23 protein-coding genes and 1 tRNA gene are annotated in these 25,790 nt (G+C 58.1%); 16 read left to right on the top strand and 8 right to left on the bottom strand.

Annotation, left to right across the window (positions count from 1 at the left end; translation table 11 throughout):
* The first annotated feature begins 35 nt into the window (after window positions 1–35).
* The 4 genes from rpoD (at window position 36) to AB4N43_RS19340 (ending at window position 6,208) form a co-directional block, all read left to right on the top strand.
* Window positions 36–1,883, top strand: coding sequence for an RNA polymerase sigma factor RpoD (gene rpoD / locus AB4N43_RS19355; RefSeq protein WP_027926717.1), 1,848 nt, complete (start codon window positions 36–38; stop codon window positions 1,881–1,883).
* Between the two features lie 122 nt (window positions 1,884–2,005).
* The gene (locus tag AB4N43_RS19350) at window positions 2,006–5,752 is read left to right on the top strand and encodes a bifunctional diguanylate cyclase/phosphodiesterase (RefSeq protein WP_460151827.1); all 3,747 of its coding nucleotides are present in this window, start codon (window positions 2,006–2,008) and stop codon (window positions 5,750–5,752) included.
* Between the two features lie 15 nt (window positions 5,753–5,767).
* A tRNA-Ile gene (locus tag AB4N43_RS19345) sits at window positions 5,768–5,844 on the top strand.
* Window positions 5,845–5,950: 106 nt separating this feature from the next.
* On the top strand, window positions 5,951–6,208 hold the full coding sequence (locus AB4N43_RS19340; RefSeq protein WP_460151826.1) for a hypothetical protein: 258 nt from the start codon (window positions 5,951–5,953) through the stop codon (window positions 6,206–6,208).
* Window positions 6,209–6,281: 73 nt separating this feature from the next.
* Here the strand turns inward: AB4N43_RS19340 and AB4N43_RS19335 are convergent, their stop codons facing one another.
* Window positions 6,282–6,662 (bottom strand): hypothetical protein, encoded by a 381-nt coding sequence (locus AB4N43_RS19335; RefSeq protein ID WP_460151825.1) that lies wholly within the window; start codon window positions 6,660–6,662, stop codon window positions 6,282–6,284.
* A 253-nt stretch (window positions 6,663–6,915) separates the two neighbouring features.
* Between AB4N43_RS19335 and AB4N43_RS19330 the strand changes: the two genes are divergently transcribed.
* Window positions 6,916–7,701, top strand: coding sequence for a hypothetical protein (locus AB4N43_RS19330; RefSeq protein WP_460151824.1), 786 nt, complete (start codon window positions 6,916–6,918; stop codon window positions 7,699–7,701).
* Between the two features lie 254 nt (window positions 7,702–7,955).
* Here the strand turns inward: AB4N43_RS19330 and AB4N43_RS19325 are convergent, their stop codons facing one another.
* The 7 genes from AB4N43_RS19325 to AB4N43_RS19295 all read right to left on the bottom strand — a co-directional run bounded on the left by AB4N43_RS19325 (window position 7,956) and on the right by AB4N43_RS19295 (window position 13,293).
* Window positions 7,956–8,231 (bottom strand): hypothetical protein, encoded by a 276-nt coding sequence (locus AB4N43_RS19325; protein WP_460151823.1) that lies wholly within the window; start codon window positions 8,229–8,231, stop codon window positions 7,956–7,958.
* Window positions 8,232–8,242: 11 nt separating this feature from the next.
* Window positions 8,243–8,551, bottom strand: coding sequence for a hypothetical protein (locus AB4N43_RS19320; RefSeq protein WP_460151822.1), 309 nt, complete (start codon window positions 8,549–8,551; stop codon window positions 8,243–8,245).
* Between the two features lie 397 nt (window positions 8,552–8,948).
* Window positions 8,949–10,127: a tyrosine-type recombinase/integrase gene (locus tag AB4N43_RS19315; RefSeq protein WP_460151821.1), complete on the bottom strand. Its 1,179-nt coding sequence runs from the start codon at window positions 10,125–10,127 to the stop codon at window positions 8,949–8,951.
* Window positions 10,128–10,423: 296 nt separating this feature from the next.
* On the bottom strand, window positions 10,424–10,810 hold the full coding sequence (locus tag AB4N43_RS19310; protein WP_460151820.1) for a hypothetical protein: 387 nt from the start codon (window positions 10,808–10,810) through the stop codon (window positions 10,424–10,426).
* Between the two features lie 328 nt (window positions 10,811–11,138).
* Complete coding sequence (locus AB4N43_RS19305; protein WP_460151819.1) at window positions 11,139–11,357, bottom strand: helix-turn-helix transcriptional regulator; 219 nt, start codon at window positions 11,355–11,357, stop codon at window positions 11,139–11,141.
* Window positions 11,358–11,506: 149 nt separating this feature from the next.
* Window positions 11,507–11,929 carry a hypothetical protein gene (locus AB4N43_RS19300; protein WP_460151818.1) on the bottom strand — a complete coding sequence of 141 codons (423 nt, stop codon included), beginning with the start codon at window positions 11,927–11,929 and terminating at the stop codon, window positions 11,507–11,509.
* Window positions 11,926–13,293 (bottom strand): tyrosine-type recombinase/integrase, encoded by a 1,368-nt coding sequence (locus AB4N43_RS19295; RefSeq protein WP_460151817.1) that lies wholly within the window; start codon window positions 13,291–13,293, stop codon window positions 11,926–11,928. Before AB4N43_RS19295 ends, AB4N43_RS19300 begins: the two co-directional genes overlap by 4 nt.
* Before the next feature lie 696 nt (window positions 13,294–13,989).
* On the opposite strand from AB4N43_RS19295, the gene AB4N43_RS19290 reads away from it, so the two are divergent.
* The 11 genes from AB4N43_RS19290 (at window position 13,990) to AB4N43_RS19240 (ending at window position 25,741) form a co-directional block, all read left to right on the top strand.
* A complete protein-coding gene (locus AB4N43_RS19290; RefSeq protein ID WP_410921266.1) occupies window positions 13,990–14,658 on the top strand; it encodes a hypothetical protein in 669 nt (222 codons plus the stop codon).
* A gap of 176 nt (window positions 14,659–14,834) precedes the next feature.
* On the top strand, window positions 14,835–15,296 hold the full coding sequence (locus AB4N43_RS19285) for an Lrp/AsnC family transcriptional regulator (RefSeq protein WP_027926714.1): 462 nt from the start codon (window positions 14,835–14,837) through the stop codon (window positions 15,294–15,296).
* A gap of 221 nt (window positions 15,297–15,517) precedes the next feature.
* The gene (locus AB4N43_RS19280; RefSeq protein ID WP_027926713.1) at window positions 15,518–17,200 is read left to right on the top strand and encodes a flavin monoamine oxidase family protein; all 1,683 of its coding nucleotides are present in this window, start codon (window positions 15,518–15,520) and stop codon (window positions 17,198–17,200) included.
* Between the two features lie 12 nt (window positions 17,201–17,212).
* Window positions 17,213–18,007: a carbon-nitrogen hydrolase family protein gene (locus tag AB4N43_RS19275; RefSeq protein ID WP_027926712.1), complete on the top strand. Its 795-nt coding sequence runs from the start codon at window positions 17,213–17,215 to the stop codon at window positions 18,005–18,007.
* Window positions 18,008–18,055: 48 nt separating this feature from the next.
* Window positions 18,056–20,479 (top strand): pyrroloquinoline quinone biosynthesis protein PqqF, encoded by a 2,424-nt coding sequence (gene pqqF / locus AB4N43_RS19270; protein ID WP_460151816.1) that lies wholly within the window; start codon window positions 18,056–18,058, stop codon window positions 20,477–20,479.
* A gap of 155 nt (window positions 20,480–20,634) precedes the next feature.
* The gene (gene pqqA / locus AB4N43_RS19265) at window positions 20,635–20,709 is read left to right on the top strand and encodes a pyrroloquinoline quinone precursor peptide PqqA (protein WP_009045898.1); all 75 of its coding nucleotides are present in this window, start codon (window positions 20,635–20,637) and stop codon (window positions 20,707–20,709) included.
* Window positions 20,710–20,785: 76 nt separating this feature from the next.
* On the top strand, window positions 20,786–21,697 hold the full coding sequence (gene pqqB, locus AB4N43_RS19260) for a pyrroloquinoline quinone biosynthesis protein PqqB (RefSeq protein ID WP_027926710.1): 912 nt from the start codon (window positions 20,786–20,788) through the stop codon (window positions 21,695–21,697).
* A gap of 74 nt (window positions 21,698–21,771) precedes the next feature.
* Window positions 21,772–22,524 (top strand): pyrroloquinoline-quinone synthase PqqC, encoded by a 753-nt coding sequence (gene pqqC, locus AB4N43_RS19255; protein ID WP_027926709.1) that lies wholly within the window; start codon window positions 21,772–21,774, stop codon window positions 22,522–22,524.
* The gene (gene pqqD, locus AB4N43_RS19250) at window positions 22,521–22,796 is read left to right on the top strand and encodes a pyrroloquinoline quinone biosynthesis peptide chaperone PqqD (protein WP_027926708.1); all 276 of its coding nucleotides are present in this window, start codon (window positions 22,521–22,523) and stop codon (window positions 22,794–22,796) included. The genes pqqC and pqqD overlap by 4 nt, the downstream gene beginning before the upstream one ends.
* Window positions 22,789–23,943: a pyrroloquinoline quinone biosynthesis protein PqqE gene (pqqE, locus tag AB4N43_RS19245; protein WP_177327636.1), complete on the top strand. Its 1,155-nt coding sequence runs from the start codon at window positions 22,789–22,791 to the stop codon at window positions 23,941–23,943. The genes pqqD and pqqE overlap by 8 nt, the downstream gene beginning before the upstream one ends.
* The gene (locus tag AB4N43_RS19240) at window positions 23,909–25,741 is read left to right on the top strand and encodes a S9 family peptidase (RefSeq protein ID WP_460151815.1); all 1,833 of its coding nucleotides are present in this window, start codon (window positions 23,909–23,911) and stop codon (window positions 25,739–25,741) included. Before pqqE ends, AB4N43_RS19240 begins: the two co-directional genes overlap by 35 nt.
* The last annotated feature ends 49 nt before the right edge of the window (window positions 25,742–25,790 follow it).

The following is a 25,790-nucleotide window of genomic DNA, read 5'->3' as shown; positions in this document are numbered from 1 at the left end:
TTTTGCCCGCCAAGACCTTCAGTGGATAGGGTGTTATGTCCGGAAAAGCGCAACAGCAGTCTCGTATCAAAGAGTTGATCACACTTGGTCGTGAGCAGGGTTACCTGACTTACGCGGAGGTCAACGACCACCTGCCGGAGGATATTTCAGATCCGGAACAGGTGGAAGACATCATCCGCATGATCAATGACATGGGGATCAACGTATTCGAGGTTGCGCCAGATAAGGATTCCCTTATGCTGGCCGACGCCGATACTGACGAAGCCGCGGCCGAAGAGGCAGCAGCAGCGTTGGCAGCGGTCGAGACCGACATTGGTCGCACCACCGACCCAGTGCGCATGTACATGCGTGAAATGGGTACGGTAGAGCTCCTCACACGTGAAGGCGAAATCGAAATCGCCAAACGTATTGAAGAGGGCATCCGTGAAGTGATGGGCGCAATTGCGCACTTCCCTGGCACGGTTGATCATATTCTCTCCGAGTACACTCGCGTCACCACCGAAGGTGGCCGCCTGTCCGACGTCCTGAGCGGTTATATCGACCCGGACGACGGCATTGCGCCGCCTGCTGCAGAAGTGCCACCGCCGATCGATCCGAAAGCCGTGAAAGCGGACGACGACACCGACGACGATGACGCCGAAGCAACGGATGACGAAGAAGAAGCCGAAAGCGGTCCGGATCCGGTCATCGCAGCCCAGCGTTTTGGTGCTGTCTCCGATCAGATGGAAATCACCCGCAAGGCGCTGAAAAAGCACGGTCGTGGCAATAAGCTGGCAATCGCCGAGCTGTTGATCCTGGCTGAGCTGTTCATGCCGATCAAACTGGTTCCGAAGCAATTCGAAGGCCTGGTCGAGCGTGTTCGCAGTGCCCTGGATCGCCTGCGTCAGCAAGAGCGCGCGATCATGCAACTTTGCGTTCGTGATGCCCGCATGCCGCGTGCCGACTTCCTGCGCCAGTTCCCGGGCAATGAAGTTGACGAAAGCTGGACCGATGCACTGGCCAAAGGCAAAAGCAAATACGCTGAAGCCATTGGTCGCCTGCAGCCGGACATCATTCGTTGCCAGCAGAAGCTGACCGCGCTGGAAACCGAAACCGGTTTGACGATCGCCGAGATCAAGGACATCAACCGTCGCATGTCGATCGGTGAGGCCAAGGCCCGCCGCGCGAAGAAAGAGATGGTTGAAGCGAACTTGCGTCTGGTGATCTCCATCGCCAAGAAGTACACCAACCGTGGTCTGCAATTCCTCGATCTGATCCAGGAAGGCAACATCGGTTTGATGAAAGCGGTAGACAAGTTCGAATACCGCCGCGGCTACAAATTCTCGACTTATGCCACCTGGTGGATCCGTCAGGCGATCACTCGCTCGATCGCCGACCAGGCCCGCACCATCCGCATTCCGGTGCACATGATCGAGACGATCAACAAGCTCAACCGTATTTCCCGGCAGATGTTGCAGGAAATGGGTCGCGAACCGACCCCGGAAGAGCTGGGCGAACGCATGGAAATGCCTGAGGACAAGATCCGCAAGGTATTGAAGATCGCTAAAGAGCCGATCTCCATGGAAACCCCGATCGGTGATGACGAAGACTCCCATCTGGGTGACTTCATCGAAGACTCGACCATGCAGTCGCCAATCGATGTCGCCACCGTTGAGAGCCTTAAAGAAGCGACTCGCGAAGTCCTGTCCGGCCTCACTGCCCGTGAAGCCAAGGTTCTGCGCATGCGCTTCGGTATCGACATGAATACCGACCACACCCTTGAGGAGGTTGGTAAACAGTTCGACGTGACCCGTGAACGGATTCGTCAGATCGAAGCCAAGGCACTGCGCAAGCTGCGCCACCCGACGAGAAGCGAGCATTTGCGCTCCTTCCTCGACGAGTAATAACAGAACCCCCGGCCCAGGCCGGGGGTTTTGCTTTATGCAGATTAAATCCCTCGCACCTCCCCCCTGCCGCCTAGCCCGTCTACACTCGAAGCATTCCCCCGAGCCATAACGAGACCGTTATGCCCAGACTGCCGACCGTGCTTTTTTTGCTGTCGCTGATGACCTGGACCGCAACGGCTGGCGCGCTGACTCTGACTGATGACGAACGTAGCTGGCTGACCGCACACCCGGATTTGCGCCTGGGCGTGGACGCGTCGTGGCCGCCATTTGAGTTCCGCGATGAACAGGGCCGCTATCAGGGCCTGGCGGCGGACTACATCAATGTGATCCGCCAACGCTTGGCCATCAATCTCACGCCCATCGAACCGGTCAGCTGGACAGTTGTGCTGGAACAGGCCAAGCAAGGCAAACTGGATATTTTACCGGGCATCATGTCGACCCCGGAGCGCCAGTCGTACCTGTCGTTTACTCGCCCCTATCTCGACTTCCCCATTGTCATCCTGGCCCATGTCGGCGGCGCGCAACCGCACAAACTCGAAGACCTTTACGGGCTGAAGATCGCCGTGGTGGAAAACTATGCGCCCCATGAGCTGTTGCGCACCCACCACCCCGACCTGAATCTGGTGCCGATGCCCAATGTGAGCTCGGCGTTGCAAGCATTGGCCACCGATGAAGTGGACGCCGTGGTGGGCGATCTCGCGTCCAGCGTCTGGAGCCTTCGCCAGCTCAAACTCGAAGGGCTTTATGTCAGCGGCGAAACCCCCTACCGCTATCAACTGGCAATGGCCGTGCCTCCCGGCAACAAGGTGCTGGTCGGCATTCTGGACAAAGTGCTGGCGGACATGAGCCCAAGTGAAATCAGCGCCATCCAGGAACATTGGGTGGGCAACGTCCTGGATCATCGAACCTTCTGGTCGGATTTACTGGTCTACGGCTTGCCGGGGCTGCTGTTTCTGACGGTCATGCTGGCCGTGGTCATCCGGATCAACCGTCGACTGAGCTCTGAAATTGCGCGCCGGGTCGACCTCGAACAGGAACTGCGCAGCAGCGAGTACCACTATCGCGGGCTGGTAGAGAGTTTGTCGGCCATCGCCTGGGAAGCACGGATCAGTGATTTCACCTACAGCTACGTCTCACCCCATGCCGAAGAGCTCCTCGGTTATCCCCTGTCTCACTGGCTGATTCCGGGCTTCTGGCGCAACATCATCCACCCCGCGGACCTGACCCGGGCGCAGGCTTTCTGCGATCACGAAGTACTGGCCGGGCGCGATCACAGCGTCGATTACCGGGTCATTACCGCTGATGGTCGCTGCCTGTGGGTGCGCGATATCGTCAGCCTGATCGAGCACGGCCATGAACCGATCATGCGCGGGCTGATGATCGATATCAGTGATGCCAAGCGCACAGAAGAAGCGTTGAGTCTGTCCGAGCAAAAATTTGCTTCGGTCTTCCAGCAATGCCCGGACATTCTGGTGATCGCCCGACTGTCCGACGGCTGCCTGCTGGAAGTGAACAAAGCGTTCGAAGAGCAAATCGGCCTCAGGGCCGAAGACGTCATCGGCCAGACCGCCACCGACCTCAACATCTGGGGCATTCCCGGCGTAGGGCCGGGTCTGTTGCAGCGATTGCAGGCCGGCAGCATCCGCAACCTGGAGATGCCTTTTCGCCGCAGTAACGGCCACGTGTTCACCGGCCTGATTTCCGCCGAGCCTTTCGATCTCGACACCACCCCAGCCCTGGTGGTGGTGGTGCGCGATATCAGTCAGCTCAAGGAAACCCAGCAACAACTGCAAACCTCCGAAGAGAAATTTGCCAAGGCCTTCCACGCCTCCCCGGACGGATTGTTGTTGTCGCGCCAGAGCGACGGGTTGCTGCTGGAGGTCAATGAAGGTTTTAGCCGCATCACCGGCTTCAACAGTGCAATGTCCGTTGATCGATCAGCCCTGGACCTCGGGATATGGGTCAACCTCAACGAACGCAAACAGATGCTCGACCTGTTGCACCGGGATGGCTTCGTCCGCGATTTCAGTTGCCACATCCGCCGCAGCGACGGGCAAATTCGTCTCTGCGAAGTGTCGAGCCGTCCTTTGCCTATTGGCGATGAAGACTGCATGTTGACCATTGCCCGGGACATCACCGAGCGGCACCTGATGCAGGAAAAGCTGCAACAGGCCGCCACCGTGTTCGAAAGCACGGCCGAGGGTGTGCTGATCACCGACACTCAACAGCACATCAGCGCCGTCAATCGCGCGTTTACCGAGATTACCGGCTACAGCGAGAGCGAAGCACTGGGCCACACCCCTCGCCTGCTTGCCTCGGGCCTTCACGACAGCGCGTTTTATGCGGCGATGTGGCACCAACTGACTGCAGAAGGCCACTGGCAAGGCGAAATCTCCAACCGCCGCAAGAATGGCGAGCTTTACCCGAGCTGGCTGACCATCAGCGCCGTGCGCAACCGGGACAAGTTCATCACCCACTTTGTAGCGGTGTTCGCCGACATTTCCAGCCTCAAACACGCTCAGGCCAAACTCGATTACCAGGCGCATCACGACCCGTTGACCGGCCTGCCAAACCGCACACTGTTCGAGAGCCGACTGCAGACCGCCCTAAACACCCAACAGGAAAATGGTGGCCAGGGCGCCGTGCTGTTCCTCGACCTGGACCGCTTCAAACACATCAACGACAGCCTCGGCCACCCGGTCGGCGACCTGCTGCTCAAAGGCATCGCGGTGCGCCTCAAGGAGCAGTTACGCGATATCGATACCGTCGCGCGCCTGGGCGGTGACGAATTCATCATCTTGCTGCCGGGCCTGCAACAGAACAGTGATGCCGACAACATCGCGACGAAGTTGCTCAATTGCTTCGGGGCGCCGTTCCAGGCCGGTGAACACGAGTTTTTCATCAGCGCCAGTATTGGCACCAGCCTGTACCCCAAGGACGGCTGCGACGTCGCCACCCTGGTCAAGAACGCCGACGCCGCGATGTACCGCTCCAAGGCCAAGGGACGAAACCGGGTCGAAAGCTACACGCGCGACCTCACCGCACAGGCCAGCGAACGCGTGGCCCTGGAACATGAATTACGCCGCGCCATCGAGCGCAACGAACTGTTCTTGCACTACCAACCGAAAATCAGCCTCGACGACCATCGACTGGTCGGCGCCGAAGCGCTGATTCGCTGGTATCACCCGACCTTCGGCATGGTGCCGCCAGAACACTTCATTCCCCTGGCAGAAGAAAACGGCATGATTCTGCAAATCGGTGACTGGGTGCTCGAAACCGCCTGCCGGCAAATGAACGAGTGGAATCAGGTGTATGAATGCCTCGGCCCGCTCTCGGTCAACCTCGCAGGCGCCCAATTGCGTCAACCCAACCTGCTGGGACGGATCGAGCAACTGCTCAAGGACAGCCATCTGCAGCCCGGTTTTCTGCAACTGGAGATTACCGAAAACTTCATCATGAGCCAGGCCGAAGAAGCGCTCGAGGTGTTGCACCAACTCAAACAGCTGGGCGTGCAACTGGCCATCGACGACTTCGGTACGGGCTATTCATCCTTGAGCTACCTCAAGCGCCTGCCGCTGGATATTCTCAAGATCGATCAATCGTTCGTCCGCGGCCTGCCTGACGATCCGCATGATGCAGCCATCGTTCGCGCGATCATCGCCCTGGGCCGCAGCATGCAATTTACCGTCATCGCCGAGGGTGTGGAGACCCTGGCCCAACAGGAATTCCTCGCCGCCGAAGGCTGCGAACAGATCCAGGGTTACATCGTGAGTCCGCCTCTTCCCGCCGACGAATTCGCCGCGACGTTTCTTCGTATGGCCGTATCGGATTTTTCGGATAGCACAGCCGAGAAACCGTCGCTATAATCCGCGGCCTACTGAGGGCCTATAGCTCAGTTGGTTAGAGCAGAGGACTCATAATCCTTTGGTCCACGGTTCAAGTCCGTGTGGGCCCACCATACAAATCAACAACTTAGGTCAACCATTGCGGTTGGCCTTTTTTGTTTCCGATGACTTTGTAAGCACTTTGTAAGCACTTGGCGAAAAAAGCGGATCTTTAGCGGGGTGCGCACCAGTGCACTGTCGATCTGTTCGCATCCCTTGATTGAGGTACAGCAATTGAGAAGTCTGAAGCCATTCGAACTACGACTGAAACAGGATATTGATGCGCTTACCGAAGCCGAACGCATGAAGCTCAACGACTGGCAACGGGACTTTCTACAAGGTATTACCGAACAGCTTGAAGCTGAAACGCCGCTAACGCCTAGACAACAGATGTTCACCCTGGAAACACTGAAGCGCGTAAAGGGGCAAACCCGTTAACGACCCGGCCAACTCGCCGTTATTCAACACCCGATAAACACTGGTCGGCTGCATCGTCGCGCCCTCACTGGCGTTAGAACTGGGGGCCGGTGCATTGGCCGTTGAGCATCTGGCCATAGCAGGTTGCCATCGGTTGCGCTGCACCGGTACTGCCATGACACACACCATTGATCACAGCGCCGATGCAATCATGTTCGCGGTATACCGGTTGGCCGTACTGCTGCTGCGTCTGCATTTGCTGTTGCATCGGAGTTGTTTGTTGCGGCAAATCGAGCGAATCGACCCATTGCAAGTAGTCTTGGCGAGCATCTATCAGTTCGGCGCAACCGGCCGTGGACATTAATGCCAACGCCAGCAGGAATGGCGTAAGTTTGTGCATGTTGGCTCCCTTTGGGGTGAAGGCACCCAGGTTAATGAAGTGCTCCGTGATTGGCGGCTTGCTGATCTTGCTCATGCTGGCCCCTGGTTTGCTCGATGGCGTGGGCCCGATTGCGACCACCTGAAATACCCAGATTCTACCGGCGCGGGATCGCCACGACGCTGACATGGCGCAACGCGGAAGGACAATCGGCATGCAGGCGACGAAACGCTTGGAATCGAAAAAGGTGGGAGCAGGTGCAGCCCGGGGAATGGGCCGATAGCAATGCATGACCTATGTCACACTGGAACCAACAAACGAACGACTTCATTGTGTACGCGGAGTGAAAATGAAGGCTATCCCCGAAAACCTATCATTGCTCCACGCTGGCGAAGAGGATCTATGGGCTCAAGCCGTCAAAATCATCGAAAACGACACTGACTTATCAATCCATGTCGAGCTGATTGAGCGGGTAATGGACTTAATTCAGTTCTTTGTCCGAGAACATGTGGCTGATGACGCAGATCAAGAAACCATTCAACTATTAGGTATTCGCTTATTCAACGGCCTTGGCTCCGCGTTCCGCCTGATGACAGGAGGTTACTTTCAAAACGCAGCCATGATTCAGCGCGATCTTTTAGAAACAGTATTTCTACTCAACTATCTACATTTGCATCCAGAAAAAATCGTCACTTGGCGTACGGCGGACGAACGGACACTCATGAAGGAGTTCGCTCCTAAGGTCATTCGCAACGCCTTGGATAAACACCAAGGTGCCACCGAAAAGAAGCGTGCGTCGGCTTACAAGCTGTTCTGTGAATTGGCGACTCACCCAACTTATAAGGGGTTCCAAATGTTGGGACCAAAAGGTTTGGGGGCTCACTGCGGGCCGTTCCTAGATCCGCTGTCGCTGAAGGCACTCATTGAAGAACAGGCAAAACTAGGGATTCAGGCTGGCGAGTCGTTTACGGTATTTTTCCCTACCGTGACGTTGGCTGATGTAGAAAACAAGCTGCATTTCATGGAAGGTTCACGCGAGTGGATAGAGCGCTTTTACAATATTGCTTGCGACCCCTCAGAGCTTGCAGAAATACGCAGACGACTCAACGAAATTCGAGCGTGTAAGCCGAAATAGCCGCTGCCCCGACAGACAGTCCGCACCAGGAGTCGAGCAGGCAGACCCCGCGACCAGAAACAACAGCAGACAACTCAGAAGGTATCGCATGGAATCCCCTCGGTTATCGAATTCCAGCCCGTTACGAAGACACCTTCCAGCCATCGGCATCGACACCGACATTCACCGGGATCGACACTGACCTCCAACAGGATCGACACCGACGAAGACACCGACAACCACCGGTGGTCGACACCGACGAAGAAACCCTTTGCCTAGTCGTCGTCCGTCGTCCGGCTAGTAGTTACGACGTCGCCCGGATAGATAATCCGGTGGACTATTTTGGTGATGGGCTCATACCCGATCTTTTCAATCAGCTCTACCGACCTCAGGTTAGGCGTCAGCCGCGCCCTGATTATCCTGGCCGCATAGAGTTGCAGCGGCGTCAGAGCGAGCTTTCCAGCCGCGTGCTTTAACAGGGCTTTCTCAATCCTATCGGCCAGCTTCTTGTTAACCACGGCCTGACTGTCGGCTGTTTTTTTGGTCGTCATGGGCGCGCCTCTCAGTTGAGTTTGGTGGTGTAACCTTCGGCGGGCATCCCGTTCGCCCAAGCCTGTTCCCTATCCTCTGGCGGCCCCGGATCAATCACGTATCGCTCAACCTTTGGCCAAGCCGGTGGCGGACTCTCATCAATCACCGTTATCGCCTTGAGTGTCGGACTGGTCTTGTCCAACACATCCCGCAAGGCCGTAACCTGTGTGGCCGATAGATCGATCTTCCCGAAAAAGAAGTCTGTCAGTTTTTTCATTGCCGCCTTTGTTTTGCGGGCGTCAATTTCAAACTGGGTTCGCCCAGTCTTTCGTGCCGTCATAAGCCACCTCTTGCGCCGTTGAATGGCGCCCCAATATCGGTTTTTGGCACGACGCAGGCCCGTTTAGCCCGGATATTGCCCACTCGACGCCTCTAGAATGCGGTTCTCCCGGGTCGTGACCCCGAAAAAACCCCATAACTGCACACGTGAAAATTGTTCTTCTAAATGGCATATTTCCCGATATTGCCCCCTTTTTCAGTACCGTTTCCGGCACTTTCAGAAAGTGACGACCTTCGCTGAAACCCACGGCCTGCATGGTTAAACCGAAAATATCGTTGTAATCCAGCGCGGAGAACACGTACCACTTCCAACGCTGTTTCTGAAAACCCCGGAAAACCTTCAAAAAACCCTCAAAAAATCTCCTGAAAATTCTCCTGCTATCCCACCTGCGCCGACGTCAGGCCAGCCCGCACTCGGACAACCGAACATGCCACTTCACCAGCGACAGCCTCATCAAATCCCGCATATCCATCTGCCGATAAACCTGCTGCTTCTTAGCGTGCGCATGATTCAACAACGCCTCACCCACCAACCAATCCACCCCCAACTCGCCCCAACACGTCGCCGCCAACTTGCGGAAATCATGGCTAGACCATGCACCACCGCCCAACTTACGAATCCACAACCCGGCTTCCGTTGAACTGATCGGCTTACCCGCCACCCCGGGAAATAGGTACACGCTCCGCACCTCGCCCAAGACCAACCGGTAACGCGACAACAACCCCAGCGCCGCATCCGTCAACGCGCACTCATGCGGTGAACCCGTCTTCGTCGTCTCGGCACGCACCACCAGCAACCGTTCTTCAATCTTGAAATCAACCCAGCGCAATTGCCGGGTTTCACCCACCCGCAGCCCGAACAGCAACATCAACAGCGCCAACATTGCCGCCGCAGGATCGCTCACAAACCGTGACACCAACGTCGGCACCAACAACGGCAACTCCGTATCCCGCAGCCGACCTAACCGGGGCTCTATCTTGTCCAGCTTGTAACTCGAAAACAGCACCCCAACCAACGGATCAACCTCAAGCTTCTCGGCCTCCAGCGCACTGCGCAGCGCCGCGTGCAACATCACAAACATCTGCCGGATATAACTCACCGCGAACTTCTTCTCGTTCGGCTCTATCAACCGTTCAAACACCAGCCGCTTACTCAAATCATCAACCCGAACCCCCGCCAGCGCAGGCAGCAACCGAGTGCGAATCACTGACTTGATCACGGTCTTGCGCGCCTTCGACAAGCCAGCCTTTCCACTCTGGCGCCGTTCGTACCACTCCAGCACCTGACCCACGGTATCCATGTCACCCACAGGCACGCGCCCATCACCGCCGTTCAACAAACTGACCCGGCACAGCGGAAACCGCTTGAACATCGCCGCGCATCCCATCTCGGGCCAGCTCGCCACCTTCGACCACTTGCCACCGTGCAACACCGACCACGCTCCCTGCTTCCGATCATTCAAAAACCTGAACCGAAGAGTCGGGTAACGACTATCGCGCAAATCCAAAAACCCCGAATTCGCGCCCAAATCACGGATAAACACATCCGAAAGCTGCAAATATTTCGTTTTACTCATGCTTCCTCCAGAACGAACGGTGCAGGTTGGCGTTGTCGGCCTCGCGCACGTATGTACGACACACCACCGCTCTAACGCGCTTCGCTTGTTGGCTGTCAGCCAGCACAGCGCCCGTGCCGGTCACTGCACTGTCAGCCACCGTGATTGTGTTACCGCGCCTTGTCTTCGACTTGGAATGAAAAGCAGCAGCGCCGCAACGGCTTGCGACCGCGAAGCGGGCTGCACAAGCCGCGCCTTGAATCCCCCTTGGGGGGTTTGGGGGGGGCTCTTCTCTTCTCTTCTCTTCTCTTCTCTGGTCACGCTGCTGTCACGCTGCTGTCACGCTCAGTGCGTGACATCTTCTCGCGATGGTTTTTCTGCCTCTTCCCGTCTACGGCGCGCTTCTTGGCCGACTGCCCGTTGTGCCGGTTGAAGTTCGGAATCAAAATTCCGTCGCCTTCATCAATCAACCAGTCCACTTTTTCCATCGCTGCCGCAAACCCGTCACGGCGCACAAAACGGTCAATCCAGTTTTTTGTCACGCCAACAATGTGACCATCGCGTGACTGAGCATTGGCCCATGACCAGAAGTGAAGAAGCATCCCGACAACCTCGAACTCAGAACAATCCAGACTGGCGGCAATGCCGATAACAGCGGGATCAGTCGCGAGATCAACACGAACCTTGATCCAGTCACCCGCCATGGCTCATCCCTCGAACCAGACCATGGCGGTGCAAAATGAAAGTGCTATGCGAATGCGCCGACGACAGCAGCAGGTCGCCATCGGCGAGCCAGACGGCGAAGCCAGTGCGGTGACCCGGCTTGTCGCCAATTGCGGAAAAACGAAAAATTCTGCCAGCAGGCACGGGAGCACCCGCAGTTGACCCGCCTGGGGCCTTTATCTCGTCGTGGGGGATCATCGAACAGCCCTCGATAATTGTCGAAGGCCGGAAAAAACGCGACAATCAGCGTGCTTACCACCACTTGGCGGGGGTGATTGGCACAGCCGGACACGCTCACGTCCGGCTTTTTTATGCGACTGATTTAATCGGGCGCGCTACGTCCAGCAGAGCGCGTACATCAGCAGTCGGCCACGCCAGCCGACCACCAATGCGGACACACTTCACCGGCCCATCATTCCGAATGGCCCAGTTACGTAGGGTTTGCTGCTTACGATTGAGAAAGTGCGCGGCCTCAGCCGTTGTTAGGATTGGACGGTCGATTGCGTCCAAGGCTTGAAAGGTGTCCATGTGCTGCTCCCGATGGCTAGCCGATTTGTCCGGCTCTCGGGTTCATCATTATCCGCACCAAAACATTCAGGTCCACAAGGTAGCGGACAAGTACCCTAGGGGTAGGTGTCCGCTATCTGTTTGACGAGTACCCCAGAGGTGTGTTTCCGCTATGTTTTTTTCGTCAAAGTCTGCTTGGCGCGTCTGCCTTTCCTTCCCAAACTGTCAGTCATGTCCTTTGGGTCTGCACTAGCTAGCTTTTCTATCGTCCCTTCAGCCCTCAAGAGCTTATCGACTGCCAGAGTTTGCGAACGCTCATACTCCTGAAGCACTTTCAGCAGTTGTAACCCGGTCTTTTGACTAATCAAAAAACGCATAAGCAAACACATGGCTTCGCAGTCAACTTGGTCAATAACCGCGCCGCTGCCCATTTGATAAATGATTAAGTCCCACAGCTCGTACAACCCCCCAATTGTCAGGAAAGGCTCAAATTTTGGGAGTAGAGTTCCATCAAAATCAAGCGGCAGCGTCAATTCAACACTCGCAGCCATGGCTTCCAGCCGTACCACCATGGTTTGTTGTTTGCCAGTCACTGCACAACCCTCAAGCGCTGGCCATCAACGACCGGCAGCGGCACCCCTGCCTGCTCCAGCAGCCACACCTCGAAGCGCTCATGATGCAGGCGCAGCAGGTCAAGCGGGCGAACCTTGTAGTGCCGCTCCTGAGTCGCACTAGGTTTGTGGCCACCGATCTGTGCAATGACGCCTGACGGCAGCTCCAGCCACTCAGACAGACTCACAAACGAACGGCGCAGGTCATGCGGTGTTACCGACACACCGGCAACAGCACAGGCGCGGTCAAGCGCATGGTTGGCTTCGGATATGCGCCCGGTCGTGCTGGCAGGACTTGAGAATACCCATTGATTGCGCCGAGGCAGATCACTCAGCAGGCGTTCGACATAGGGCGTCATCGGAATTGTTCGGGTGCCGTCACGGCCACCCTTGCTGGCATCCTTGTCGCGGATGGTCAGGCTGTGCCACTTCCAATCAATGTCCGACCACTTCAAGGCCAGCAGCTCGCCTGGGCGCGAACCAATCAGAAGCAGCGTTTGCAGGTAGGCACTGATAACGATATTTTCGATGCCACGCACAGCAGCAAACCACGCTGGCAGTTGCTCCTTCAGCAGACAGCCCTGCTTTGCCTCGGCACGCCCCAAACGATCTTTGGCGCGCTTGGTGATGACCTGATCGCCAGCCACCACGGCCCGATACTTTGGCTCATCAGCGGCCCAGCGCAGGAATGCCTTTAGGCAACGCATGGCCAGCCTTGCGCGAGTTGGCCTAGTTGCGCCTTCCTGGGCTGCCCAGCGCTCCAGTGCCTCGCCACTCAACGCCGACAACGGCAACCCCATCAGAGAATGCAGCGGACCGGCGACCGTTTCACCGGCACCGCGCTTGCGCTTTTCGCCACCAGCCTTGGCCAACTGCACATGGTCTTGGTAATGAGCATCGCCCCAGTGCGAACGACGGTCGGCAAGGTAGTCGGTCCAACCATCGGCTAGCGTGACTGTCTCCAGGCGGGCCTGCTCAACCACAGCAACGGCAGCAGCCTCGTTGTCTTTTTTCAATTGCCGGGGATCGCGGCCTTGATCCAGCTCGGTTTGGAACGTGCGCGCCACCTTCTCGGCATCGCCGATGCTTTTACCCGGCCAATCACCGATGGTGATCCGAACAACCTTACCCAAGTAGCGGCCTTGCCAGATGAATGCCTTTTTGCCCGCAGTTACGCGGACAGCCAACCCTGCTTGGTCGGCGCTCCAGTAGAAATCCTGACCACCGACAGCGGCTGGCGGTATCAGGTCATTGATGCGCTTAACCGTTAGCCCGAATCGCTTTTTCTGCCCCATAACACCCCCGAATCTTTGTAAGCACTTTGTAAGCATCCGACCAAGATACATCGGTATGCAGATCAACAAAAGCGAATGGCAAAGCCCCGCCACTACTGGGATTTAAACCATATTCTATCAACGTTTCAGGGTATTTTGGGATAGCCATTTTGCAGGACTCATAATCCTTTGGTCCACGGTTCAAGTCCGTGTGGGCCCACCATATGAGTCAACAAGTTAGGCCAACCATTGCGGTTGGCCTTTTTTGTTTCCGATGATTTTGTAAGTACTTGGCGAAGCCGAACGCCTGAAGCTCAACGATTGCAGCAGGACTTCCTGCGAGGCATCACCGAACAACTTGAAGCTGAAACGCCGCTAACGCCCAGGCTGCAGACACTCACCCTCGAAACGCTTAAGCGCATAAAGGGGCAAACCCGTTAACGACCTGGCCAACTCGCCGTTATCTCGTTTCAGCGTGAACATGGTCAGCTTCTCGGGCTTGCTTGGGTAAGGCGTTGATTGACGATGTGGTGACGGTGCTTTCGCCGCGACCTGCGCGGACCACGACGGAATCCGAGTAACAGCACTCAACAGGATGGTGCCTCGATCATTCGGGGCCGTCAGTTCATCGTCACGGTGTGTCGCGACTCACCCTCCGATAGGCGACATGGCACTCACTGCTGGCCAATCACCATCAACGTTGTGTATGGTCGCGTCTCATCGTCGAAGGATGACGTTCGACTCAATCGAGACAAAAGGAATTTGCAGATGAACAAAGCCATTTCTTCCAGCCTGTTTACAGCATTGATTGTTGTAGCCAGCCCTGCGATTGCCCAAGCAAAAGCCAGTGTCGCCGATGTTTTTAATGGAAAAATGTTGGGCACCAATCTGCGTCACTTTGAATCGGTTGCCGGCGTCGCACGTGAGAGCTTGGGCGATCATCACTCTTATGAGATTCAAGGCTGCCAAATCACGGCGACTGCCGGTGGCGGCACGATCAGTGAACTGCGCATGGAGCTTTCGTCGACCTGCCAAGCCGATTTGAAGTCCTTCATTGGTGAATCGTTCGCTCCGGCTGCCAACAAGCCCCTGACCTTCGGTAACTTCCAGCAAGCGGCTGGGGACCTGAATTTCTACGCGGACTGCCTGACCATGTGCGGCAACGCTGCCGATCCGTCGGTTTTTGCAAAATGGGACGGCCCGCGAGCAGTGGACTTTCGTCAGGTGTTGCTGGAAGTTGTGCTGGTCAGCGATCAGGCGCTAAAGGCCTCTAACCAGTGGCAGGCCAGCATGACCAAGGTCAAGGGCGAAGATTTTGTAACAGACACCCGCTTCAACTGTGAGAGAGATTTCGACGCGCAGGCACAGCAAAGCTTTTCCGCTGTGCAAGTCACTGCGATTACCATCGGTACTGAACTGCCGACTCCTGGCTGCTGAATTGGCCAATCAGAAAAGCCGCGCAAATGCGCGGCTTTTTCATGCCCGTGATTCAGCCGTCACTTGGGCAATGTCTATGCAATCACATAGCCCAAGTTCGAATATCGCCCACAAGCGTCGCGCCAAACGAGCCTGTAACATGTTCAACCATTGTTCCACGCCACTGGAGACGCCCCTTGCCTGACACACGCCCACCGGTTCTTGACGAGATCGACCGCCAGTTGATCGCCGCCCTGCAGATCAACGCCCGCGAGAGCGTGGCCATGCTGGCCCGGCAATTGGGTATCGCTCGCACGACCGTCACCTCACGATTGGCGCGACTGGAAAAGACCCGGGTCATCACCGGTTATGGGGTGCGCCTCGGTCAGCGCGTGGTGGATGGCGGATTGCAGGCGTACGTCGGGATTACCGTGCAACCGCGCTCGGGCAAGGAAGTGCTGCGTCGGCTCAGTGCGATGGCGCAGGTTCAGCAGTTGTGTGCCGTGAGTGGCGAATTTGATTATGTGGCGTGGCTGCGGACTGACTCGCCAGAGCAGCTGGATCAGTTGCTGGATCAGATCGGCAGTGTGGATGGGGTGGAGAAGACGACGACGTCGATTATTTTGAGTAGCAAGATTGATCGGGGGCAGCCGGTTTGAGCGTTTGCCGATAGCTGTTTGGTGTCTGGAAGGGCCTCATCGCGAGCACGCTCAGCCCCCACATTGACGGTGTGTAGCATTCAATCGTCATTCTGATCAAACAATTATCAAAACGACGACACATTGCGTCTTATTAACGTGTTCTACGCTCACTAGAATGGCTGCCATCTTTTCCTATACTCAGACGCGCATCCTGCGTCGGGTCGCCAGCAAGGTCAGCCATGAACAAGAACAATCGCCATCCTGCAGACGGTAAGAAACCAGTCACCATTTTCGGTCCGGATTTTCCTTTCGCCTTCGACGACTGGATCGAACACCCGGCTGGCCTGGGCAGCATTCCTGCGCACAACCACGGTGCCGAAGTAGCGATTGTCGGCGCGGGCATCGCCGGTTTGGTGGCGGCCTACGAGTTGATGAAGCTGGGCTTGAAACCCGTCGTCTACGAAGCCTCGAAGATGGGCGGTCGTCTGCGCTCCCAGGCGTTCAACGGGACCGATGGAATCATCGCCGAATTGGGCGGGATGCGCTTCCCGGTATCGTCTACCGCGTTCTATCACTACGTCGACAAACTCGGCCTGCAGACCAAGCCTTTTCCGAACCCGCTGACGCCCGCGTCGGGCAGCACGGTGATCGACATCGAAGGCAAAACCCATTACGCACAGAAACTGGCGGATCTTCCTGCACTGTTCCAGGAAGTGGCTGACGCCTGGGCGGATGCACTGGAAGCCGGTTCACAGTTCGCCGATATCCAGCAAGCGATCCGTGACCGTGACGTGCCGCGCCTCAAAGAATTGTGGAACACCCTGGTTCCGCTGTGGGACGACCGCACCTTCTACGACTTCGTCGCGACCTCAAAAGCCTTCGCCAAACTCTCGTTCCATCACCGCGAAGTGTTCGGTCAGGTCGGCTTCGGCACCGGCGGCTGGGACTCTGACTTCCCGAACTCGATGCTGGAAATTTTCCGGGTGGTGATGACCAACTGCGATGATCACCAGCACCTGGTCGTCGGCGGCGTCGAACAAGTCCCGCAAGGCATCTGGCGCCATGTGCCAGAACGCTGCGTGCACTGGCCAGAAGGCACCAGTCTCAAGTCTTTGCACCGAGGCGCGCCGCGCTCCGGGGTTAAAAAAATCGCCCACGCCGCTGACGGTCGTTTCGCGGTCACCGACAACAACGGCGACACCCGCGAATACGCCGCTGTACTGACCACGTGCCAGAGCTGGCTGCTGACCACTCAGATCGAATGCGACGAAACCCTGTTCTCGCAAAAGATGTGGATGGCCCTCGACCGCACCCGCTACATGCAGTCGTCGAAGACTTTCGTGATGGTCGACCGCCCGTTCTGGAAGGACAAGGATCCGGAAACCGGACGCGACCTGATGAGTATGACCCTCACCGACCGCCTGACCCGTGGCACCTACCTGTTCGACAACGGTGACGACAAGCCCGGCGTGATTTGCCTGTCGTACTCGTGGATGAGCGACGCGCTGAAGATGCTCCCGCATCCGGTGGAAAAACGCGTGAAACTGGCGTTGGACGCGTTGAAGAAGATCTACCCGAAAGTCGACATCGCCGCGCGTATCATCGGCGATCCGATCACCGTGTCGTGGGAAGCCGACCCGCATTTCCTTGGGGCCTTCAAAGGCGCCCTGCCCGGCCACTACCGCTACAACCAACGGATGTACGCACACTTCATGCAGGACGACATGCCGGCCGAGCAACGCGGGATTTTCATCGCCGGCGACGACGTTTCATGGACGCCGGCCTGGGTTGAAGGCGCGGTGCAGACCTCGCTCAACGCGGTGTGGGGCATCATGAAACACTTCGGCGGTGAAACTCACGCCGAGAACCCGGGTCCGGGTGATGTGTTCAACGAGATCGGTCCGATCGCCCTGCCCGAGTAAGAGGAATCCGAAATGCGCGTAGCCCTTTACCAATGTCCACCGCTGCCCCTGGACGTCGCCGGCAATCTGCAACGCCTGCATCAACTGGCGCTGGAGGCCAAAGGTGCCGACCTGTTGGTGGTGCCGGAGATGTTCCTGACCGGCTACAACATCGGCGTCGATGCGGTCAGCATCCTCGCCGAGGTGCACAACGGTGAGTCGGCGCAGCAAATTGCGCGCATTGCCAAGACCGCCGGGATTGCCATCTTGTATGGCTACCCGGAGCGCACCGAGGACGGGCAGATCTACAACGCCGTGCAGTTGATCGACGCCCACGGTGAGCGGTTGTGCAACTACCGCAAGACGCACTTGTTCGGCGACCTCGACCACTCGATGTTCAGCGCCGGGCAGGATGATTTTCCGCTGGTGGAGCTCAACGGCTGGAAGCTTGGCTTCCTGATTTGCTACGACATGGAGTTCCCGGAAAACGCCCGGCGCCTGGCCCTGGCCGGTGCCGAGCTGATCGTGGTGCCGACGGCGAACATGATTCCCTTCGACTTCGTCGCCGACGTCACCGTCCGCGCCCGCGCTTTCGAGAATCAGTGCTACGTGGCCTACGCCAATTACTGCGGCCATGAAGGCGAGATCCACTACTGCGGCCAGAGCAGCATCGCCGCACCGGATGGCAGTCGCATCGCTCAGGCCGGCCTGGATGAAGCGCTGATTGTCGGCGAACTGGATCGTCAATTGATGGCCGATTCACGCGCGGCCAATCGCTACTTGATTGATCGTCGTCCCGAGCTTTATGGCGACCTTAACAAGCGCTGATCCCCTGTAATCCGCTAGCATTAGCGCTTCTCTGTACTGGAAGTGCTCATGCCTGCGCTGAATCACCCCCGCCCCCACACTGAAACCCTGGCTAACGGCTTGCGGGTGACGCTGCGTCATGCCCCGAATTTGAAGCGCTGTGCGGCGGTGCTGCGCGTCGCGGCGGGCAGTCACGATGTGCCACTGGCGTGGCCCGGTCTGGCGCACTTTCTGGAGCATTTGCTGTTTCTCGGCACCGAGCGCTTTCCTGCAGGCCAGGGATTAATGGCCTACGTTCAGGGACATGGCGGTCAGGTCAACGCACGAACCAATGAGCGCACAACCGACTTCTTTGTCGAGTTGCCGACTCAGGCGTTTGCCGGTGGGCTGGAGCGTCTGTCAGACATGCTCGCTCATCCGCGTATGAATGCGGACGATCAGTTGCGGGAACGGGAAGTGCTGCACGCCGAGTTCCTCGCCTGGTCGCAGGATGCGGTGGCGCAACAGCAATTGGCGTTGTTCGATGGGCTTTCTTCGACGCATCCCTTGCGCGGCTTTCATGCCGGCAACCGCGATAGCCTGCCGGTGCCACAGCCTGAGTTTCAGCAAGCGTTGCAGGATTTCCATCAGCGGTTCTACCTCACCGGACAGATGACACTGAGCCTGGCCGGACCGCAGACTCTCGATGAGCTGCGTGAGATGGCTCAGCGTTTCGGCACCGGGATTCCAGTCGGGCAACGAGTCCCGCAACAAGCACCTGACGCGCTGATGAACGCTTCGCAAACAACTTATCACCAGGCTGGCGAGCGCCGGCTGGATCTTCTGTTCGCGTTCGAAGCGTTACCTGAGTCATCGCCTGAGGCACTGGCATTTCTATGTCATTGGCTGAACGCCAAGAAACCCGGTGGGCTGGTGGCGACACTGCGAGAACAGGGTCTGGCCGACAGCCTGAACGCTGCGCCGCTGTATCAATTCGCCGGGCAAGCCTTGCTGCACATTGAATTCCAAAACGCTCAATCGGAAAGCGTGATTCGCCAAACACTTCTCGACTGGCTGGGCTTTTTTGCCTCCCATCAAGACTGGGCGGGCTTGCGCGAAGAGTACGCGGCCATGCTGCAACGCCAGCAGCAAGTCAGCGGTGCCTTGCAGTTGGCCCAACGGGACAGTGAGCAACTGGAGACCGGGTTATCCGCGCAGGGCGTTCTTGCTCTGAAAGACATCCTGAAGAAAATCGGTGCTGTGGATAACTTCAGCGGCGAATGGCAACTGCCGACGCCTAATCCGTTTTTACGCAGCGAAACGCCCGCGGCCAATGCCGGGCTGATTCGCGGCCAGACCAGCAAACACCGTGGTCTGCGCACGTTTGCCCAGGACCGCTCACGCAGTCGTCGTGAAAACTCCCCGATGCAGTTCAGTTCGGCGCTGCCAGATAACACCGATGAAGGCGCGATTTATCTGCGCTGGCGACTCGACTTCACACCTCTTGCCAGTCTTCAGTCGACATTGGAGAACCAGTTGAAACCTTTGCGCAAAGATGCGCATCAGGCCGGTGTCGACTTTTCCTTCAGCGCATCAGGCAAAGAATGGCTGCTGAAGATGACCGGGCTACAGGCACCGATGCCAACTGTCCTCGAACACGCATTGAAAGTGCTGACCACGCCAACAGCAGATTTCTCACAGAATGAACCGCCAAACACCCCATTGATGCCGATCAAGCAACTGCTGAAGGCGCTGCCTGGTCTTTGCCTTGAACCCGCGGCTGACTCAGGGGATTTGCAGCAGCTTTGGTCGAACGCACGTTGGGAAGGTCTGGCCGTTGGCCTGTCGGCACAGACCCAAGCGGCGATGGGTTTGGCCCTGAGCCGCGTGCCCGGTGTTGCGGATCAACCATCGGCGCCGCCCTCGATCAACGCGCAGCGTCTGTGGACAACTGTCGACGCTGACTCCAGCGAACACGCGCTGTTGCTGTTCTGTCCGACCGCCACGCAGGACATCGCCGACGAAGCCGCCTGGCGCCTGCTCGCGCACCTGTGCCAGACACCGTTCTATCAGCGCCTGCGGGTGGACTTGCAACTGGGCTATGCCGTGTTCAGCGCCTTGCGCCAGATCCATGGGCAGACCGGGCTTCTGTTCGGCGTGCAATCACCGAGCGTTGCACCGGCTGGGTTGCTGGAACACATCGAACACTTTCTAAGCGACTTGCCAGGCATGATCGAAGGCATGGACGAGGCGACGTTCACCCCCCAACGTCAATCCCTGGCAAACCAATTAGACCTGAACACTCTGCCTGTCCCTCAGGCCGCAGAACTGCTCTGGCAGGGCAAACTGGCTGGCCACTCGTCGGATTATCTGGAGCGTTTGCCTGAAACCATTTTGCTGATCGATCGCGACGCATTACTGGGCGCGGCAAAGCGATTGAATCAAGCGCTCGGCGGATGGCGCTGCCTGGCCAGCGGCCCAAGCCCGAGCGCGGTTTGGCAAGCGACAAAATGATCATTACAGGCGCTGCAATTAGCTTTCTCAAAGTTTCACGGGCAACCACGCTGTAATTTTGAGTAACATAGCAACCTAACTATCTGAACATCTCCGGCTGGAGGTGGACTATATGTATAGACCTCAACTGTCCCATCACCTGAAGGAGCGCTCCCATGTCCTGGTCCAAACCCGCTTACACCGACCTGCGTATCGGCTTTGAAGTCACCATGTACTTCGCAAGCCGCTAATCTTTTTGTATCGCAGTGCCAACGCCTCGGCTCGCCGAGGCGTTTTTATTTTCAGTTTTCGAATGATGGAGCGGCCATGTTTGTCCAGATTCTAGGTTCCGCCGCCGGCGGCGGTTTCCCCCAGTGGAACTGCAACTGCGTGAACTGCGCCGGTTTTCGCGATGGCAGCCTGAACGCCAAGGCGCGGACCCAATCGTCCATCGCCATTTCCGATGATGGCGTGAACTGGGTGCTGTGCAACGCTTCGCCGGACATTCGCGCCCAACTCCAGAGTTTCGCCCCGATGCAACCGGGCCGGGCCCTGCGCGACACCGGCATTAGCGCGATCATCCTGATGGACAGCCAGATCGACCACACCACCGGCCTGCTCAGCCTGCGCGAAGGGTGTCCGCATCAGGTCTGGTGCACCGACATGGTCCATGAAGATTTGAGCACCGGTTTTCCGCTGTTCACCATGCTGACCCACTGGAACGGTGGGCTGGACTGGAACCGGATCGAGCTTGACCGCAGTTTCAGCATTGCGGCCTGCCCGAACCTGCGTTTCACCCCGCTGCCGCTGCGCAGCGCCGCCCCGCCCTATTCACCACACCGTTTCGATCCGCACCCCGGCGACAACATCGGCCTGATCGTTGAAGACCTGAGCACTGGCGGCAAGCTGTTCTACGCACCGGGGCTGGGCAAGGTCGACGCGCCGCTGCTCGAGATCATGGCCGGCAGCGATTGCCTGCTGGTGGACGGCACAATGTGGGACGACGACGAAATGCAGCGCCGTGGCGTCGGCACTCGCACCGGTCGGGAAATGGGCCATCTGGCACAGAACGGCCCCGGCGGCATGCTGGAAGTGCTGGAGCAATTACCCAAGCAACGCAAGGTGCTTATCCACATCAACAACACCAATCCGATTCTGGATGAGGATTCGCCGGAGCGTGCCGAGCTGGTTCGGCGGGGTGTTGAAGTGGCGTATGACGGCATGAGTATTGTGCTTTAAGAGTCGAGACCGCTTTGCTCGCGATGAGGCCGGCACAAGCGCTACACACCTACGGTCATACCCGGAGAACCGCAATGACCAACACCCCAATGTCCCCCGCCGAATTCGAGGCCGCCCTGCGCGCCAAAGGCGCCTATTACCACATCCATCACCCCTACCACGTGGCGATGTATGACGGTCGGGCGACCCGTGAGCAGATCCAGGGCTGGGTCGCCAACCGGTTCTACTATCAGGTGAACATTCCCCTGAAAGACGCCGCGATCCTCGCCAACTGCCCGGACCGCGAGATCCGTCGCGAGTGGATTCAACGCCTGCTCGACCACGACGGCGCCCCCGGCGAAGACGGCGGCATCGAAGCCTGGCTGCGTCTGGGCCAGGCCGTCGGCCTCGACCCGGATCAGTTGCGCTCCCAGGAACTGGTCCTGCCCGGCGTGCGTTTCGCCGTGGATGCCTACGTCAACTTCGCCCGCCGGGCCAGTTGGCAGGAAGCCGCCAGCAGTTCGCTGACCGAACTGTTCGCACCGCAGATCCACCAATCGCGCCTGGACAGTTGGCCACAGCATTACCCGTGGATCGACCCGGCCGGCTACGAGTATTTCCGCACTCGCCTGGGCCAGGCGCGTCGCGATGTGGAACACGGTCTGGCGATCACATTGCAGCACTACACGACGCGGGAAGGCCAGGAGCGCATGCTGGAAATTCTCCAGTTCAAACTGGACATTCTTTGGAGCATGCTCGATGCCATGAGCATGGCCTACGAACTGAAACGCCCGCCGTATCACAGCGTGACCGAACAACGGGTCTGGCACAAAGGAATCACCTTATGAGTTTCGACCGCAGCAAGACCCCGACCTGGCGTACCGGCTACCGTTTCCAGTACGAACCGGCGCAGAAAGGCCATGTGCTGCTGTACCCGGAAGGCATGATCAAACTCAATGAAAGCGCCGCGCTGATCGGCGGCTTGATCGACGGCGAACGCGATGTCGCTGCGATCATTGCCGAACTGGACAAGCAGTTCCCCGGCGTGCCCGAGCTCGGTGAAGACATCGAGCAATTCATGGAGGTCGCCCGTGCTCAGCACTGGATCGAACTTGCCTGATTCCGCGTCAGGCACGTTACCGCCCAAACCGGAAATCGGCCTGCCGCTGTGGTTGCTGGCCGAGCTGACCTACCGCTGCCCGCTGCAATGCCCGTACTGCTCCAATCCGCTGGACTTCGCCGAGCAAGGCAAAGAACTGAGCACAGAGCAGTGGATCAAGGTGTTCCGCGAAGCGCGGGAGATGGGCGCGGCGCAGTTGGGCTTTTCCGGTGGTGAACCGCTGGTGCGCCAGGACCTCGCCGAGTTGATTGCCGAGGCGCGCAAGCTGGGTTTCTACACCAACCTGATCACCTCTGGCATCGGCCTGACCGAACAGAAAATCAGCGACTTCAAGAAGGCCGGCCTGGACCATATCCAGATCAGCTTTCAGGCCAGCGATGAGCAGGTGAACAACCTGCTGGCCGGCTCGAAAAAAGCCTTTGCGCAGAAGCTGGAAATGGCCCGCGCGGTGAAAGCCCATGGCTATCCGATGGTGCTGAATTTCGTCACCCATCGGCACAACATCGACAAGATCGACCGCATCATCGAGCTGTGCATCGCCCTTGAGGCGGACTTCGTCGAGCTCGCCACCTGCCAGTTTTACGGTTGGGCGCAGCTCAACCGGGTCGGCCTTTTACCGACCAAGGAACAACTGGTCCGAGCCGAACGCATCACCAATGAATATCGCGCCAAGCTCGAAGCCGAAGGGCATCCGTGCAAGTTGATTTTCGTCACGCCGGACTATTACGAAGAGCGGCCGAAAGCCTGCATGAACGGTTGGGGCAGCATCTTTCTGACGGTCACGCCGGACGGCACCGCCCTGCCCTGCCATGGTGCCCGGCAGATGCCGGTGCAGTTTCCCAACGTGCGCGACCACAGCATGCAGCACATCTGGTACGACTCGTTTGGCTTCAATCGCTTTCGCGGTTACGACTGGATGCCCGAACCTTGCCGTTCCTGTGACGAGAAAGAAAAGGACTTCGGCGGCTGCCGCTGCCAGGCGTTCATGCTCACGGGTGATGCGAGCAATGCCGACCCGGTGTGCAGCAAATCCGAACATCACGGCGTGATCCTCAAGGCCCGCGAAGAAGCCGAGCACGCGACCCAGACCATTGAACAACTGGCCTTTCGCAATGAACGAAACTCACGCCTCATCGCAAAAAGCTGAGCCCTTCAGCGCGGCTAAAGCTGTCGCTGCCGGTGTCGATTTTGCCGAGTTGCAGGTCGGCCGCAATGGCTTGTTCTGGAACGAATACCGGCCTGAAGACGCCGCCTGCCGGATCTGGCATTGGCGCGATGGCCAGGCACATTGCCTGACCCCCGCGGGTTTCAGCGTACGCAGTCGGGTGTACGAATATGGCGGTGGCGCGTTTTGCCTGACCGATGACGGGATAGTGTTCGTCAACGAGGCGGACCAGCAGTTGTATCGGCAATCGCTGAAGGGTGAAACGCCCGAAGGGCTGACCTCAGGCGGATGCCGTTTCGGTGACCTGCAATTCGCCAACGGACAGGTTTTAGCGGTTGAAGAGAACCACGACCGGCATCGATTGGTGGCGATTGATGTGAAGGACGGCACGCGTCACCTGTTGGCAGAAGGTGCCGACTTCTATGCAGCGCCAACCCTGAGCCCAGACTCGCAACGCCTCGCGTGGATCGAGTGGAGCCGGCCGGATCAGCCCTGGACCGCGACGCGGCTGATGGTTGCCGAACGTCAGAGCGATGGCGGGTTTGCATCGCCACGCTGCGTGGCTGGCGAGGGTGTTCAGGAATCACTGCAACAGCCTCGATTCGATAACAGTGGTCGACTGCTTTGTCTGACGGACCGTGGCGGTTTCTGGCAGCCATGGGTGGAGTCTGCAGACGGTTTGAGCCCATTGCCCTGTGCCGCAGCGGATCATGGGCCGGCGCCCTGGCAACTCGGTGGTTGCACCTGGCTGCCTTTGGGTGAAGACAACTACCTGGCCAGTTGGACCGAACAGGGTTTCGGCCGCCTGAGTCTTTGCGGTGAAACCACCGAAGAGTTCACCGGTGACTACAGTCGCTTCCGCCATCTGGCACTGGATGAGCAGTTCATTTATTGCATCGCTGCATCGCCAATCAGTTCATCGGCGGTGATCGCCATCGACCGCCACAGCCGACAGGTCAAGGTACTGGCCGGCGGGATTGCCCCGTTACCCGCCGAGCTGATCAGCGTCCCGCAAACCCTGTGCTACCCGAGCGGTTCAGGTGAAGCCCACGGTTTCTACTATCCAGCAATGAACGGGGATGCAACGCCGCCGCTGGTGGTGTTCATTCACGGCGGCCCAACATCGGCGTGCTACCCGATGCTCGATCCGCGCATTCAATACTGGGCGCAACGCGGTTTTGCCGTGGCCGATCTCAACTACCGAGGCAGCAGCGGCTATGGTCGGGCTTATCGCCAGGCACTGCATTTGAGTTGGGGCGACGTCGATGTTGAAGACGCCTGTGCGGTGGTCGCCCATCTCGCCGAACGTGGATTGGTCGACGGTGGAAAGGCGTTCATTCGCGGCGGCAGTGCTGGCGGCTACACCACTCTTTGTGCGCTGGCGTTTCAGAAGGTGTTCCGCGCCGGCGCCAGTTTGTACGGCGTCAGCGATCCCGTGGCATTGGGGCGTGCCACACACAAATTCGAAGGCGATTATCTGGACTGGCTGATTGGCGATCCGGTGCTGGATGCTGAGCGCTATGCCGCGCGCACGCCGCTGCTGCATGCGAGCAACATCAGCGTGCCGGTGATTTTCTTTCAAGGGGAACTGGACGCCGTGGTCGTGCCGCAACAGACCCGAGACATGGTTACGGCGCTGCGGGACAACGGCATTCTGGTTGAAGCGCATTACTACGCAGACGAACGCCATGGCTTTCGCAAGGCGGGCAATCAGGCGCATGCGCTGGAGCAGGAGTGGTTGTTTTATCGGCGGGTGATGGAGCTTGGGGACACTGCCTGATTAGCAGCGCGAGCAAGCTCGCTCCCACAGGGATTTCTGTACACCTTAG

The organism is Pseudomonas sp. S2_B07, assembly GCF_054668435.1.
This window is presented reverse-complemented; position numbering and strand designations above follow the sequence as displayed.

Excerpts from the sequence above, each read along its gene's own strand:
- AB4N43_RS19330 (WP_460151824.1), top strand. The coding sequence starts at position 6,916 with ATGAAGGCTATCCCCGAAAACCTATCATTGCTCCACGCTGGCGAAGAG.
- AB4N43_RS19325 (WP_460151823.1), bottom strand. The coding sequence starts at position 8,231 with ATGACGACCAAAAAAACAGCCGACAGTCAGGCCGTGGTTAACAAGAAG.
- pqqC (WP_027926709.1), top strand. The coding sequence starts at position 21,772 with ATGACCAACACCCCAATGTCCCCCGCCGAATTCGAGGCCGCCCTGCGC.
- AB4N43_RS19290 (WP_410921266.1), top strand. The coding sequence starts at position 13,990 with ATGAACAAAGCCATTTCTTCCAGCCTGTTTACAGCATTGATTGTTGTA.
- rpoD (WP_027926717.1), top strand. The coding sequence starts at position 36 with ATGTCCGGAAAAGCGCAACAGCAGTCTCGTATCAAAGAGTTGATCACA.
- pqqF (WP_460151816.1), top strand. The coding sequence starts at position 18,056 with ATGCCTGCGCTGAATCACCCCCGCCCCCACACTGAAACCCTGGCTAAC.
- AB4N43_RS19305 (WP_460151819.1), bottom strand. The coding sequence starts at position 11,357 with ATGGACACCTTTCAAGCCTTGGACGCAATCGACCGTCCAATCCTAACA.
- AB4N43_RS19275 (WP_027926712.1), top strand. The coding sequence starts at position 17,213 with ATGCGCGTAGCCCTTTACCAATGTCCACCGCTGCCCCTGGACGTCGCC.
- AB4N43_RS19310 (WP_460151820.1), bottom strand. The coding sequence starts at position 10,810 with ATGGCGGGTGACTGGATCAAGGTTCGTGTTGATCTCGCGACTGATCCC.
- AB4N43_RS19280 (WP_027926713.1), top strand. The coding sequence starts at position 15,518 with ATGAACAAGAACAATCGCCATCCTGCAGACGGTAAGAAACCAGTCACC.
- AB4N43_RS19335 (WP_460151825.1), bottom strand. The coding sequence starts at position 6,662 with ATGAGCAAGATCAGCAAGCCGCCAATCACGGAGCACTTCATTAACCTG.
- AB4N43_RS19240 (WP_460151815.1), top strand. The coding sequence starts at position 23,909 with ATGAACGAAACTCACGCCTCATCGCAAAAAGCTGAGCCCTTCAGCGCG.
- AB4N43_RS19320 (WP_460151822.1), bottom strand. The coding sequence starts at position 8,551 with ATGACGGCACGAAAGACTGGGCGAACCCAGTTTGAAATTGACGCCCGC.
- pqqD (WP_027926708.1), top strand. The coding sequence starts at position 22,521 with ATGAGTTTCGACCGCAGCAAGACCCCGACCTGGCGTACCGGCTACCGT.
- pqqB (WP_027926710.1), top strand. The coding sequence starts at position 20,786 with ATGTTTGTCCAGATTCTAGGTTCCGCCGCCGGCGGCGGTTTCCCCCAG.
- AB4N43_RS19315 (WP_460151821.1), bottom strand. The coding sequence starts at position 10,127 with ATGAGTAAAACGAAATATTTGCAGCTTTCGGATGTGTTTATCCGTGAT.
- AB4N43_RS19295 (WP_460151817.1), bottom strand. The coding sequence starts at position 13,293 with ATGTATCTTGGTCGGATGCTTACAAAGTGCTTACAAAGATTCGGGGGT.
- AB4N43_RS19350 (WP_460151827.1), top strand. The coding sequence starts at position 2,006 with ATGCCCAGACTGCCGACCGTGCTTTTTTTGCTGTCGCTGATGACCTGG.